The sequence below is a fragment of the Bradyrhizobium sp. CSA112 genome, assembly GCF_029051645.1.
Taxonomy (GTDB): Bacteria; Pseudomonadota; Alphaproteobacteria; order Rhizobiales; family Xanthobacteraceae; genus Bradyrhizobium.
Window position 1 is genome coordinate 18896 of sequence record NZ_JAACFS010000031.1, and the last position, 14151, is coordinate 33046.

12 protein-coding genes are annotated in these 14151 nt (G+C 63.1%); 9 read left to right on the forward strand and 3 right to left on the reverse strand.

What is annotated here, in order from left to right:
• Window positions 1–40: 40 nt before the first annotated feature.
• Together GWE18_RS32390 and GWE18_RS32395 are read left to right on the forward strand one after the other, a co-directional pair.
• Complete coding sequence (locus tag GWE18_RS32390) at window positions 41–1255, forward strand: ABC transporter substrate-binding protein (RefSeq protein ID WP_275189763.1); 1215 nt, start codon at window positions 41–43, stop codon at window positions 1253–1255.
• 179 nt (window positions 1256–1434) lie between these two features.
• On the forward strand, window positions 1435–3027 hold the full coding sequence (locus GWE18_RS32395) for a tannase/feruloyl esterase family alpha/beta hydrolase (RefSeq protein WP_275189828.1): 1593 nt from the start codon (window positions 1435–1437) through the stop codon (window positions 3025–3027).
• Window positions 3028–3180: 153 nt separating this feature from the next.
• On the opposite strand, the gene GWE18_RS32400 is transcribed toward GWE18_RS32395, so the two are convergent.
• Complete coding sequence (locus GWE18_RS32400; protein WP_275189764.1) at window positions 3181–4455, reverse strand: NAD(P)/FAD-dependent oxidoreductase; 1275 nt, start codon at window positions 4453–4455, stop codon at window positions 3181–3183.
• A 331-nt stretch (window positions 4456–4786) separates the two neighbouring features.
• On the opposite strand from GWE18_RS32400, the gene GWE18_RS32405 reads away from it, so the two are divergent.
• The 7 genes from GWE18_RS32405 to GWE18_RS32435 all read left to right on the forward strand — a co-directional run bounded on the left by GWE18_RS32405 (window position 4787) and on the right by GWE18_RS32435 (window position 10913).
• Window positions 4787–5095 carry a hypothetical protein gene (locus GWE18_RS32405; protein ID WP_275189765.1) on the forward strand — a complete coding sequence of 103 codons (309 nt, stop codon included), beginning with the start codon at window positions 4787–4789 and terminating at the stop codon, window positions 5093–5095.
• Between the two features lie 20 nt (window positions 5096–5115).
• A complete protein-coding gene (locus tag GWE18_RS32410; protein WP_275189766.1) occupies window positions 5116–5997 on the forward strand; it encodes a sigma-70 family RNA polymerase sigma factor in 882 nt (293 codons plus the stop codon).
• A gap of 252 nt (window positions 5998–6249) precedes the next feature.
• Entirely contained in the window at window positions 6250–7425 is a 1176-nt protein-coding gene (locus tag GWE18_RS32415; RefSeq protein WP_275189767.1) for an ABC transporter substrate-binding protein, read from the forward strand.
• Between the two features lie 148 nt (window positions 7426–7573).
• Window positions 7574–8491, forward strand: coding sequence for a branched-chain amino acid ABC transporter permease (locus GWE18_RS32420; protein ID WP_275189768.1), 918 nt, complete (start codon window positions 7574–7576; stop codon window positions 8489–8491).
• On the forward strand, window positions 8488–9435 hold the full coding sequence (locus GWE18_RS32425) for a branched-chain amino acid ABC transporter permease (protein ID WP_275189769.1): 948 nt from the start codon (window positions 8488–8490) through the stop codon (window positions 9433–9435). Before GWE18_RS32420 ends, GWE18_RS32425 begins: the two co-directional genes overlap by 4 nt.
• Before the next feature lie 4 nt (window positions 9436–9439).
• Window positions 9440–10207 carry an ABC transporter ATP-binding protein gene (locus tag GWE18_RS32430; RefSeq protein WP_275189829.1) on the forward strand — a complete coding sequence of 256 codons (768 nt, stop codon included), beginning with the start codon at window positions 9440–9442 and terminating at the stop codon, window positions 10205–10207.
• Entirely contained in the window at window positions 10200–10913 is a 714-nt protein-coding gene (locus GWE18_RS32435) for an ABC transporter ATP-binding protein (protein WP_275189770.1), read from the forward strand. Before GWE18_RS32430 ends, GWE18_RS32435 begins: the two co-directional genes overlap by 8 nt.
• Before the next feature lie 223 nt (window positions 10914–11136).
• On the opposite strand, the gene GWE18_RS32440 is transcribed toward GWE18_RS32435, so the two are convergent.
• Window positions 11137–12573 carry a glutamine synthetase family protein gene (locus GWE18_RS32440; RefSeq protein WP_275189771.1) on the reverse strand — a complete coding sequence of 479 codons (1437 nt, stop codon included), beginning with the start codon at window positions 12571–12573 and terminating at the stop codon, window positions 11137–11139.
• 134 nt (window positions 12574–12707) lie between these two features.
• Window positions 12708–14066 (reverse strand): aromatic ring-hydroxylating dioxygenase subunit alpha, encoded by a 1359-nt coding sequence (locus GWE18_RS32445; protein ID WP_275189772.1) that lies wholly within the window; start codon window positions 14064–14066, stop codon window positions 12708–12710.
• Window positions 14067–14151: the final 85 nt, after the last annotated feature.

Below are 14151 nucleotides of genomic sequence, written 5' to 3' on the forward strand. Positions count from 1 at the left end.
GTCCGGGAATCTCAAGATCAAATTCCAAAGGGAGAAAACAATGAAGGGTTACAGGTTAGGTCTGGCGCTTGCCTTGTCTTGCGCTGCGTGGGGCGCGGCGCGCGCGGAGATTTCCGACAACGTTGTACGCGTCGGCGTGCTCAACGATATCTCCGGCATCTTCCAGGACACCAACGGCATGGGTTCGGTGGAAGCCGCGCGGATGGCGGCGGAAGATTTCAACGGCGGCGGCAAGGGCATCAAGGTCGAAATCGTCTACGCCGATCATCAAAACAAAGCCGACGTCGGTTCCGCCATCGTGCGCAAATGGCTCGATGTTGATGGGGTCGATGCGGTGGTCGACGTGCCGAATTCGGCCGTGGGCCTCACCATCAATTCGCTGCTGCGCGACAGCCGCATGACGTTCCTCGCGTCATCGACCGCGAGCTCCGACCTGACCGGCAAGGCCTGTTCGCCCAACACCATCCAGTGGGTCAACGACGCCTGGGCGACCGGCAATTCCACGGCGGCGGCGATGATGTCGCGCGGCGGCAAGGAATGGTACTTCATCACGGTGAATTTTGCGCTCGGCCAGGGCATTGAGTCTGAAGCCACCAATTACATCGAAAAGCACGGCGGCAAGGTGCTGGGCTCCGCCAAGCATCCGCTCAACACGGCGGATTTTGCTTCGCTTCTGCTGCAGGCGCAGAATTCCAAGGCCAAGGTGATCGGGCTCGCCAATGCCGGCGGCGACACCGTCAATGCGGTGAAGCAGGCGGCCGAGTTCGGTCTTCAGCAAAGCGGCCAGACGATGGTGGCGTTCCTGCTGTTCATCAACGACGTCCACGGCATGGGGCTGAAGGTCGGCCAGGGCCTGCAATTGTTCGAGGCGTTTTACTGGGACATGGACGACGATACCCGCGCCTTTGCCAAACGGTTTGCAGCGCGGCCGGGCGTGAACGGCAAGATGCCGAGCGGCAACCAGGCCGGCGTCTATGCTTCGACGCTCGCCTATCTCAACGCGGTGGCGGCCACCGGCAGCGACCATGCGAAAGATGCCGTGCCACAGATGAAGAAGTTCAAGGGCAAGGACAAGCTGTTCGGCGACGTCACCATCCGCCAGGACGGCCGCGTCATTCACCCGATGTATCTGTTCGAAGTAAAGAAGCCGGAAGAGTCGAAATACCCTTACGACTATTACAGACTGGTTTCGACCATTCCGGCCGATCAAGCTTTCCGGCCGCTTGCCGACGGTGGCTGCTCGCTAGTGAAGTGAGGCTTATTTCGATTGACGTCCGCGCGGCGCAAACCATTGTAGGCCTGACGGCCGGCGCAAAATGCGGCTGCAAGACGGTAGCCAGGGGAGAAACAATGCAACGCCTCAAGTTCGACACGCGCGCGTGGGTTCAGTTCGCTTCGCTGATTGCGGCTGCTTCGCTCTGCAGTCCGGACGCGATGGCCGCGAAAATGGCCGGCGATCCGGCTGCGACCTGCAGCGACCTTATCCGACCGACCGATAATGCCGTGCGGATCGACTCCGCCTCCATGATCGCGCCTACACCACTCGCAGTCTCCGAGAGAGGACCGACGCCGGCGGCACGCGTCACCCCGGCCAATCCGGAATTCTGCAAGGTCCTCGGCCAGATCGCGCCATCGGATCCGAAAGCGCCGCCGATCAAATTCCAGGTGAATCTCCCGGTCGAGTGGAATGGCCGCTCGCTGCAATATGGTGGCGGCGGCTTCAACGGCGTGCTGATCAGCGGGCTTGCTTTGCCGCCGGCCTATCCGTTCGGCGCGCCTTCGCCGCTGGCGCGGGGATTTGTCACCTATGGTACGGATTCCGGCCATGAGACCAAGCCGGGCGAGCCGCCGCAGGTGTTTGCGCTCAACGACGAGGCTTTCGAGAATTTTGCGCATCGATCCTACAAGCGCGTGCGCGATGCCGCCGTGGCCCTGATGGTGCGCGCCTATGGCAACCCGCCCGCCAAACTGTATTTTATGGGATCGTCGGAAGGTGGCCGCGAGGCGCTGACGATGGCGCAGCGCTATCCCGACGATTTTGACGGCATCTTTGCCCGCGTGCCCGTCATCAACTGGGTTGGATTGCAGCATGCCGGGACGCGGTCGGGGCTCGCAACAATGGGCGAGGGCTGGATACGCCCCGCGCAGGTCGAATTCGTTGCCAAGGCGGTGCTGCAGGCTTGCGACAAGGCCGACGGCGCGGAGGATCAGCTCGTTCTGGATTCGGTCGGCTGCAAGGCGAAATTCCAGCCGGAGTCACTGCGTTGCGCGGCGGGCCAAAGCGGCGACCAGTGCCTGACCGAGGCGCAGATCGCGGCGATCAGGACGCTTCATTCGACTTACAAGTTCTCCTTTCCGCTTGAGAACGGCCTTGATGATTATCCGGGCTGGGGCGTCTCGGGCGAAAACACGCCTGCCTTCGGTCCGACCGGCGGCTGGATCGCCTGGTGGCTCGGCAAGGCGGCGCCATCGCAGCCGCCGGTGCCGGCCAACGGCATCGCCTGGATCTATGGTGCAGGCGGCATCCAGTATGTCTTTGCGCGCGACCCGAAGCTCGATGTCAGGACATACAAGCCCGAGGATCACAAGGAGCGCCTGCTTCAGGTCTCGCGGTTGATGGATTCGACCAATCCGGACCTGGGCCGCTTCAGCGCGCGCGGCGGCAAGCTCGTGATTCTCGAGAACATGGCCGACTACGCCCAGAGCCCCTACGCAGGGATACGCTACTTCGAAAACGTGCAGCGCACGCTGGGCAAGGAAAAGACGGCGCAGTTCGCCCGCCTCTATACGGCGCCCGGCGTCGACCATGTCGGCTCGGGCGCGCCCGCCAATGTCGACATGCTGGGCGTGCTGGTCGACTGGGTCGAGAATGGCAAGGCGCCCGGCGATCTCGAGGTGATCGAGCAGAAGGTCGAAGCGCCGGCATTTGAAACGACGCGCTCGCTGCCATTGTGCCAATGGCCGGCTTGGCCGCACTACAAATCGGGGCCGGTCGATCGCGCCGCCAGTTTTGCCTGCGCGCCGTGAGGAAACCTAGTCGGACTGCGTCACAAGCTCCTCATGGTGAGGAGCGCGAAGCGCGTCTCGAACCATGAGGCCCCAGTCGGGCCTTCATCCTTCGAGACGCCGCTAACGCGGCTCCTCAGGATGAGGGTTTGAGCGGATCATGACGCAGTACGACTATCCCGTGACCTTGCTCGAGCCCTGCGTGATCAGCCGCGCGGCGCGCTGGTCGCGGGCATGAATCCATAGCCAGCTCAAGGCGACGCTGAGCCGGTGGCGCAGGCCGATCAGGAAGTAGATGTGGGCGATGCCCCAGATCCACCAGGCGAGGTTGCCGCGCAGTTTAATCCGGCCGAAATCGATCACAGCCTTTTTCTTGCCGATCTGCGCGAGGCTGCCGGCATGCTTGTAGCGGAACGGCGGCAGCGTGCCGCCGCCGAGGCGGGCCTTGATCAGCGCAGCCACATAGCGTCCCTGCTGCTTGGCCGCCGGCGCGATGCCCGGCACGGGATTGCCGTCAGGGCCGGCGATCGTCACGGTATCGCCAACGGCAAAGATGTCGGGATGGCCGGGCACGGTAAGGTCGGGCTCGACCTTCAAACGGTAGGCGCGGTCGGCGGGCGCGTTCAGCCATTCCGCCGCGCGCGAGGCACGCACGCCGGCGGCCCAGACGATGGTTCTGGCCTCCAGCTTGTTGCCGCCATAGACGACGCCATCGATGGCGCATTCGGTGACGGGCTGCCCAAGCACCACCTCGACGCCGATCTCCTCCAGCGAGCGCTGCGCATAGGCGGAGAGGTCCTCGGGAAAGCCTGCCAGCACGCGCGGGCCGGCCTCGACCAGGACAACGCGGGTCTTGTGGGTGTCGATGTTGCGGAAGTCCGGCGGTAGCGTGTCTCTGGCGAGGTCGGCGATGGTTCCGGCCATTTCGACGCCGGTCGGGCCCGCGCCGATGATGACGAAGGTGAGCAGCGCCGCGCGCCTGACAGGATCGGTCTCGCGCTCAGCGCGCTCGAAGGCAACGAGGATGCGCCGCCGCAGCGTGGTGGCGTCCTCCAGCGTTTTCAGGCCCGGCGCGAACGGCTCCCATTCGTCGTGGCCGAAATAAGCGTGGCGGGCGCCGGTGGCGAGCACCAGCGTGTTGTAGGCGATCGTCTCGCCGTCTTCGAGCCGCACGCACTTCGCCGCGGCGTCGACGCCGCTGACATTGGCGAACAGCGTCGTCACCTCCTTGCGTCCGCGCAGGAGGTAGCGGATCGGCCAGGCAATTTCTGACGTCGCCAGCGAAGCGGTCGCGACCTGGTAGAGCAGCGGCTGGAACAGATGATGGTTGCGGCGGTCGATCAGCGTGATCCTGACCGGCGCACCGGCGAGGCCGAAGGCTGCTTCCAGTCCGCCGAAACCGGCGCCGACGATGACGACGTGGTGGGGCTGTTTCGGCGCTGTCGTCATGGCATGCGGCCTTTGGGTTCGGATGTCTCAACACATTGGATTATGTAGCCATTTGCGCGTCCGGTCCAAGGCGCGTTTGCTAATCGGTCGATAGCGAAAGCGTATGACGGTGTCGTCCCGGCCTTGAGCCGGGACCCATAACCACAGGATCTTGTTGTTGCGACGGTTGGAGCCGCAGCACAGCGCAGCAACCACGTCTTGGGGTTATGGGTCCCTGCTTTCGCAGGGACGACGAGAGAAGTATTTGTTTCCGGGACCGCATCCTTTGGCGGATTCCAAACGTCCTTGGGATCGAAGCGCTGCCTTTGCAGCCGCCAACAAGGAGAAGCCCATGCGACGGACCGTGGTAAGATACAAGACCAAGCCCGAAATGTCCGACAGGAATGCCGAACTGGTTGCAACGGTGTTTGCCGAGCTGAAAGCAGCGCAGCCGGAAGGCTTCCGCTACATGTCGCTGCGGCTGGAGGACGACACCTTCATCCATTTCGTCGAGAGCGCGGCCGATGACGGCTCGAGCCCCTTGCCGAAGCTGGCGGCGTTCGCCGCGTTCCAGAGCGGCATTCGCGAGCGCTGCGCCGAACCGCCGCTGCCTAAAGGCGCCACCATCGTCGGCAATTATCGCATGCTGGGCGAGGATTGAATCCGCTTGCCGGAGGCAGAATGAGCGTGGTCACCGAGACGTCCGCCGCCTTTGAACGCTTGCTGGTCGCGATGCGGCCAAGGCTGCACCGCTATTGCGCGCGCATGGTCGGCTCGGTCATCGACGGCGAGGATGTGCTGCAGGACGCGCTGATCAAGGCGGTGGAGGCGCAGGCGTCCGCAGGCGATATCGGCAATCCCGAAGGCTGGCTGTTCCGGATTGCGCACAACACCGCGCTGGATTTCCTGCGCTGGCGTGGCCGCCAGGAGGCGCTCCGAGGAATAGGGGAGGTGGACATGATCGTGGACCAGCTCGACGCCGTGGAGAGCCGCCAGATCGCCGCGACCTCCTTGCGCACCTTCATGCGCCTGCCGGTGGCGCAGCGCGGAAGCGTGATCCTGATGGACGTGCTCGGCTGCTCGCTCAGGGAAATCTGCGAAATCATGGATTGCAGCCTGCCCGCGGCCAAGGCCGCGCTGCATCGCGGGCGCGCGCAGTTGCGGGAAATCGCCGACGAGCCTGAAGATACGCCGCGACCGGGATTATCGGATGCCGACCGCGCGCGCCTCGGCGCCTATGTCGCCCATTTCAACGCGCGCGACTTCGACGCGATCCGCGCCATGATCTCGGATGACGTCAGGCTCGACCTCGTCAACAAGACCCATATGCGCGGCAAAGCCGAGGTATCCCGCTATTTCGGCAATTACGCGAAAGCCAGCGATTGGCATCTGGTCCCGGGCCTGGTGGAGGGACTTCCCGCCATCCTGGTGTTCGATCCGAACGTATCCGGTGCGGGGCCGAAATACTTCATGCTGCTGGGCTGGGCCGCCGGCAAGGTGGCGGCCATCCGGGATTTTCGCCATGCGTCCTATGCGATCGACGGCGCGGAATATTCGGTCTGAACCGCTCGCCCTGGTGCGACAATTGTTGCCCCGGCAACCGGAACTATAGTTCTTGCCATTCCCACCGTCTGCGAATTATGGTGCAGGCTGCTAGGGCATGGGCCGAAGGTTCTAAGAGGGGCCATTGGTTCATGCTTGCCGCAGACCGGCCATTTCGCGCACAAAATACCTCACCTGATAATGAGGCGCGCGAGACAGGCGCGGTCGCCCGGTTGACCCGGGTCTGGTTCGATAACGAGGAGGGGAGTGATTATGAAAAAGGCATTCTGGCTGGCGGGCGCAACGGTTCTGGCGCTGGCGCAGCCCGCGTCCGCTGGCGACAGCATCAAAATCGGCTTTGTTTCGACCTTCAGCGGCCCGACCGCTGTGATCGGCAACGATATGCGCAACTCGTTCGAGCTGGCGCTCGACCATCTCGGCCGCAAGATGGGCGGCAAGCCGGTCGAGGTGCTCTACGAGGACGACGGCCAGAAGCCCGACGTCGGCAAGCAGAAGACCGAGAAGCTGATCCAGTCCGACAAGGTCGACTTCATTGTCGGCTACATCTGGTCGAACGTGCTGCTGGCGTCGCTGAAGACCGCGGTCGATTCCAAAACCTTCCTGATCACGTCCAATGCCGGCCCCTCGCAGCTCGCCGGCGAACTCTGCTCGCCTTACGTGTTCTCGACCTCGTGGCAGAACGACCAGACCCCGCAGGCGGTCGGCACTTACATGAACCAGAAGGGCGTCAAGTCGGTGTTCCTGATCGGCCCGAACTATGCCGCCGGCAAGGACATGCTGGCCGGCGTCAAGAGCACGTTCAAGGGCCAGGTCGTCGGCGAGGAATATACGGTGTGGCCGAGCCAGCTCGACTTCTCCGCCGAGCTCACCAAGGCGAAGAATTCCAAGGCCGAGTCGATCTTCGTGTTCTATCCCGGCGCGGCCGGCGTCCAGTTCCTCAATCAATACGCCCAGGCTGGCCTCAAGGGGCAGATCCCGCTCTATACGGCGTTTACCATCGACGAATTGTCGCTGCCGCTGCAGAAGGACAATGCAATCGGGGTGCCCGGCGCGCAGCAATGGGTCAACGATTTGCCGTTCCCCGAGAACAAGAAGTTCGTCGAGGACTACCGCAAGAAGTACACCGGCCTGCGCCCGACGTTCTACGGCGCGCAGTCCTATGACGCCGCGAACCTGATCAACAGTGCTGTTGTCGCCGTGAAGGGCGACACCTCGAAGAAGGACGAGATGAAGGCCGAGATGGAGAAGGCCAACTTCAAGTCGGTGCGCGGCCCGTTCAAATACGGCAACAACCACATTCCGATCCAGAATTTCTACCTGCAGGACGTGGTCAAGGACGCCGATGGCCAGCTCTCGCTCAAGACGGTGGCGACCATCGTCAAGGACGACCAGGACCGCTTCCACGACAAATGCCCGATGAAGAAGTGATTGTTGGCATGGCCGGTGCATGATCTCTTGAATGCGCCCTCGGGCTTGACCCGGGGGCGGTTTGCGACAGATCATCCGCCCAACAAGAAAAATGGCGGCGGCGCAGATGTGCTGCCGCTGTTTTGTTAGGCCCAGAGTTTTAAGGTTCATGCTCGTCCTCGTAGAACAATCGCTGAACGGCCTGCAGTTCGGCCTGCTGCTGTTCCTGCTGGCAGCCGGCTTGACGCTGGTGTTCGGCATCATGGATTTCGTCAATCTGGCGCACGGCTCGCTCTATATGATGGGCGCCTATTTCGCCGCGACGTTCGTGGCCTGGACCAATAGTTTCGTGCTGGGCATATTGATGGCGCTCGGCGCCACCCTGCTATTGGGTATCGCGCTCGAATTCATTGCGCTCCGGCATCTCTACGGCCGCGACCATCTCGATCAGGTGCTGGCGACCTTCGGCCTGATCCTGTTTTTCAACGACGCGGTGCGGCTGATCTGGGGGCCGGCCGGCCTGTCGCTACCGCTGCCGGCTTGGCTGACCGTGCCGGTCCAGATCGTCCCCGGCGTGTTCTATCCGGCTTACCGGCTGTCGATCATCGTGGTCGCGCTGGCGGTCGCAGCGTTACTCTATGTCGTCGTCATGCGCACCCGCATCGGCATGCTGATCCGCGCCGGCGCCTCGAACCGTGAAATGATCGGCGCGCTCGGCATCAACATTAAGCTGTTGTTCACGCTGGTGTTCGGGCTTGGCGCCGCGCTCGCCGGCCTCGCCGGGCTGATGCAGGCGCCGATCCTCACCGTGCAGATCGGCATGGGCGAGAACATTCTGATTCTCGCCTTCGTCATTATCGTGATCGGCGGCATCGGCTCGATCCGCGGAGCGTTCATGGCCGCGATCTTCGTCGGCATGATCGATACGCTCGGCCGCGCCTTCCTGCCCGATCTCCTGCGCACCGTGCTGAGTTCCGCCGCCGCCTCCACCGCCGCGCCCGCACTGTCGTCGATGCTGATCTATCTCCTGATGGCCATCGTCCTCGTGGTGCGGCCTGAGGGGCTGTTTCCGGCTGCCAAGCGATGAAATCTCAAATCAACGCCCGCAACGTCGTCGTGGCGCTCGTCGCGCTTGGCTTGCTGCTGCTCCCGCTTTACTCGGCGCTGACCGGCAACATCTTCATCCTGACGCTGTTTACCCGCATCGTCATCTTCGCGCTCGCCGCCGCCAGCCTCAACCTCATTATGGGCTATGGTGGCATGATGAGCTTTGGCCACGCCGCCTATCTCGGCATTGGCGGTTATGCGGTGGGCATCCTCGCCCATGAAGGCATCGGCTCCGGCTTCATCCAGTGGCCGGTCGCGCTGGCGCTGTCGGCGCTTTATGCGCTCGTGATCGGTGCGCTCAGCCTCCGCACACGCGGCGTCTATTTCATCATGATCACGCTCGCCTTCGCGCAGATGGCCTATTACATCGCCTCGGGTCTTTCTCGCTATGGCGGCGACGACGGCCTCACCATCTACAAGCGCAGCACTTTCGGCGGCCTGATCGACCTGTCGAACCGCGTGCAGTTCTACTACCTCTGCCTCGCCTGCCTGTTCGGCGGCGTCTATTTGATCTGGCGTATCATCAATTCCCGGTTCGGCATGGTGGTGCAGGGCGTACGTTCCAACGAGCAGCGCATGCAGGCGATCGGCTTTCATGCCAATCGTTATAGACTCGTCTGCTTCGTCATCTCCGGCACGATCTGCGGCCTCGCCGGCGCACTGCTCGCCAACAACACCGACTTCATCAGCCCGGCCGGGATGTACTGGACCCGCTCCGGCGAACTCATGGTGATGGTGGTCTTCGGTGGCATGGGTTCGCTGTTCGGTCCCGTCCTCGGCACCATCGTGTTCCTCCTGCTGGAAGAAGTCCTGTCGCAATTCACCGAATACTGGGCGCTGATCATGGGCCCGCTGTTGCTGCTGATCGTGCTGTTTGCGCGCGGCGGCATCATGGGTTTGCTGGGGAGGTTGAGCCGTGCCTGATTCCTTGGCTGAACCCTTGCTCCGCGTCGAAAACCTGGTGCGCAGCTTTGGTGGCATCAAGGCCACCGACAATCTGTCGCTCGACGTCCTGCCGGGCGAGCTGCACGCCATCATCGGCCCCAACGGCGCCGGCAAGACCACGCTGATCAGCCAGTTGACCGGACAGTTGACGCCGAATTCCGGCACTATTCACTTCGCCGGCCGTGACGTCACGTGGCTGCCGTCCTACCGGCGCAGCCGGCTCGGACTGGCGCGCTCGTTCCAGATTACCTGCCTGCTGCCGGATTTCACGGCGGCCGACAACGTCGCGCTCGCGGCGCAAGCGCATGACGGCCACTCGTTCCGCTTTTGGGGCGCGGCGCGCAAGGAGAGGCATCTGCGCGAAGCGGCACAGGCGGCATTGACGCGGGTCGGGCTCGCAAGACGCGCAGATGTGCCGGTGTCCGAGCTGAGCCATGGCGAGCAGCGCGAGCTGGAGCTTGCGGTGGCGCTCGCGACCAAGCCGCAATTGCTGCTGCTGGACGAACCGATGGCCGGCCTCGGCGTCACCGAATCCGCGCGCATGGTGGCGCTGCTGAAGGAACTGCGAAAGGAAGTCACCATCGTGCTGGTCGAGCACGACATGGAGGCGGTGTTCGCGCTCGCCGACCGCATCACGGTGCTGGTCTATGGCCGCGTCATTGCCTCAGGCGATCCCGACGCCATCAGGAACAACGAGGAAGTCAAGCGCGCCTATCTGGGCGACCAGCATGTGGTGGTCAGCCATGGCTGAAACCTTGCTCGAAATCGACGGCATCGAAACCTGCTACGGCCTCAGCCAGGTGCTGTTCGGCCTGTCGCTGAAGGTTCAGTCCGGCGAAATGGTTGCCCTGATGGGTCGCAACGGCATGGGCAAGACCACGACCATCCGCTCCATCATGGGCATGACGCCGGCCCGATCAGGCAAGATCCGCTTCGCGGGCGAGGAAGTGCGCAGTCTGCCGTCGTACAGAATCGCCAAGCTCGGCGTCGGCCTGGTGCCGGAAGGCCGCCAGATTTTTCCAAACCTGACGGTGTACGAGAATCTCGTCGCCGCCTCGGGCAATCGCGCCGGCAATGCCGATCCCTGGACCATCGAAAAAATCCACGCGCTGTTTCCGCGGCTCGCCGAGCGCGGCAGCAACATGGGCGTGACGCTGTCCGGCGGCGAGCAGCAGATGCTGGCGATCGGCCGGGCGCTGATGACCAATCCGAAACTGTTGATCCTCGACGAGGCCACGGAAGGCCTCGCGCCCTTGATCCGCGAGGAAATCTGGAACTGCCTGTCGATGCTGAAGGGCCGCGGTCAGTCGGTGCTCGTCATCGACAAGAACGTCGCCAACCTCTCCCGCATCGCCGACCGCCACTACATGATCGAGCGCGGACGGACGGTGTGGACGGGGACGAGCGAGCAGTTGATTGCGGAGCCGGACCTGCAGCACCGGTATTTGGGGATTTGAGGGAATCCGTAGGGTGGGCAAAGGCGCGCTTCGCGCCGTGCCCACCATCCATCCAGTTGCGCGCTTGATGGTGGGCACGCTTCGCTTTGCCCACCCTACAATTCCGTGCTCGTCGCCGTCATTGCGAGCGCAGCGAAGCAATCCATCCATCCGATTGCTGAGGCATGGATTGCTTCGTCGCTTCGCTCCTCGCAATGACGGGTTGGGAGAGCGTCGTGTTCCCTCAAAACATCTCGAAATATTCGCGGTGCTCCCAGTCCGAGACCTCGGCCTGAAACCGCTCGATCTCCGCGTTCTTGATGTGGACGTAGTAATCAACGAACTCTTTGCCGAACGCGCCGCGGAAAAACGGATCGTCCTGCAACGCGAACACCGCTTCGCGCAGGCTCTTCGGCAACAGCGCAGCCTTGGTCTCGTACGGCGCATCCGCCGACGGGCCGGGATCGAGCTTGCGGTCGACGCCGTCGAGTCCGGAGAGAATTTGCGAGGCCATGTAAAGATAGGGATTGGCGGCGGGCTCGCCGATGCGGTTCTCCAGCCGCGTGGCAGCGTCGCCGGCCCCGCCGAGAACGCGGATCATGACGCCGCGGTTGTCGCGGCCCCAGATCGCGCGGTCCGGCGCCAGCGTGTAGGAGCGATAGCGCTTGTAGCCGTTGATGGTCGGCGTTGTGAATACGGTCGACGCGCGCGCGTGCTCCAGAAGTCCCGCAAGATAGTGTCTTGCGAACGGACTCAGCACCTCGTCCTTGTCGCTGGCCATGAATGCATTCTCGCCGCTGGCGCGCGACACCAGCGATTGATGCAGGTGCCAGCCGGAAGCGAACACGTTCGGCAATTTCGGCCGGCACATGAAGGTGGCGTGATAGCCGTGGCGGCGCGCGATCTGTTTTACGGCCGAGCGGAACAGCACCATGTTGTCGGCGGGAGTCAGTCCGGTGGTCGGCTGGAAGGTGAATTCGCACTGGCTCGGGCCGAACTCGACCTCGACCGACCGTAAGGGAAGGCCGAGCGCCAGGACGTCGCGCCGGATGATTTCGAGCGCCGGCTCCATCTGGTCGTAGCGCTGCTCGGTCAGGTATTGATAGCCGTGCGACAGCAGGCTCACTGAAGGAGGACGCCCCGGCTGGCCGGCATCCTCCGGCGCCATATGCGCATCGTCGAGCTTGAAGAGATGGAATTCGACCTCAAGGCCCGCGACGAAATCGTAGCCGCGCTGGCCGAGCTGATCGAGGACCTTGCGATAGAGGTGCCGCGTCGCAAACTGCACCGGGCGGCCGTCCGCGAAATAAAGGTCGCACAGCAGCCAGCCCGTGGTCGGCGCCCATGGCAGCACGCGAAAGGTGGTGGGGTCAGCCACCATCAACACGTCGGCGGCGCCCTCCATCTCCTTCATGCCGAAGCCGCCGCCTGCGGTGAACACCGGAAACACCGTCTTGTGCGAGGTGTCCTTGGCGAGCATCGTGGTGGTGATGGAGCAGCCGCTTTCGAGCGAGGCAAGCGCTTCGTCCGCAACCAGCGTCTTGCCGCGGAGGATGCCGTGCTGGTCGGGGAATGACAGCCTGACGACTTCGAGATTTTTCTCTTCGACGATCTTGCGCAGGCGGCTGGCGGCCTCCTGCTGCTCCTTCGACCACAGCCCGTGACGTTTCACAAAACTCAACGCCAATCCCCCACCTTCCGTCATTCCGGGACGATGCGAAGCATCGAACCCGGAATCTCGAGATTCCCCGGTGTGCAATTGCACACCTGAGGTCTGGTCCTTCGGACCATCCCGGAATGACGGTGCCACAAATCTCACTCCGCCGCCGACAAATGCCGGATCTTGCCGGCGATCTCTGTCGGCACCGGCGCGGCCCACGGCGCGCCGCGGCGGCGCTTGACGTCGACTTCCATCCAGTAGATTTCCCAGCCGCGTGTCGGCCCGATGCCGTCCATGGTCGCCGGGCCCTGGATGCTGCGCGCATGCGCAGCGTCCAGGAACATGAACGGCTTCTCGCCGCCTACGACCTTTTCGATCTCCTGCCGCAGGAGGCGCCGATACTGCACGATCGCCTTGTCCGATGTGCCGAGGTGCTCGTTGGTACGGTCCTGGATCGCGCCCATCGATTCCACCGCCCACTGGTCGTGGACGTTGATGTCGTTGCCCATGCCGGTATAGGTTTCGGTCGCCTGTTCGTGCGGATCGAAGCCGTAATCGTTGCTCTTGTTCTTGCGCGACTTGTAATCCGGCAGCTCGTACAATTCGAGGCGCTGGTCGCGCATCTTCTTCTTGTCGACCGGCGCCGTGTAACTGGTGAAGATCGCATACCAGTAGCAGTTCTCGTCGTCGATGGGCACGTGCCACTGCGTGATCGTCATCTCCTGGCTCATCGGGATGACGAAGCCGTGCGGGAAGAGCTGATTGGTGACGCGCACATGGGTGCGCTCCTCATCGATCTCGCGCAATGCGATCAGGCGCAGCCCGTATTCGGTATGCTCGACATTGATGATCGGGTTGTCGTATTCGCGCAGAATCTTCGTCATCGGCATGTCGCTTCCAGCGGAAGCGCCGCGGAACTGCTTGCCGTAGGCGGTCGAGGTGTCCTCGTCCTCGAAGAAGCGATGCAGGAACGAGGCGTGTGCCGGATCGATGCCGACTTCAAGCGCCTGCAGCCAGTTGCAATTGATGTGGCCCTTGAATGCAAAGGTATGGCTATCGGGCGCGACGAAGCAGTCGATTTCCGGAAACGCCGGCGGTTCGCCCTCGCCCAAATATGCCCAGAGGATGCCGCTCTTCTCGACCACGGGATAGGAGCGCTGCCTGATGCCCTGGCACAGCTTTGAATCTTTCGGCTCGGCCGGCGTTTCCAGGCACTGGCCGGAGACATTGAACAGCCAGCCATGGAAGGCGCAGCGCAAGCCGCCATTCTCGAGCCGCCCGAAGGCGAGGTCGGCGCCGCGATGCGCGCAGTGGCGGTCGATCAGGCCGTAGCGGCCTTCTTCGTCGCGAAACAGCACCAGGTTTTCGCCGAGCAGTTTGACAGGGCGAACCGGCCGCGGTCCCTGCAGCTCGTCGATCAGCGCCGCCGGCTGCCAATACATCCGCATCAGCTTGCCGCACGGGTCCTTGCGGCCGGTGCGGGTGATCAGGTCGTTCGCTTCCTGGCTCATCATGGCGAGGGCTCCGAGTAGTAGATTTGTTCGCCTATTGAACTTTTGGGCGATTTTAACGTAGGCTGGGCGTTCGGCAAGCGGATTT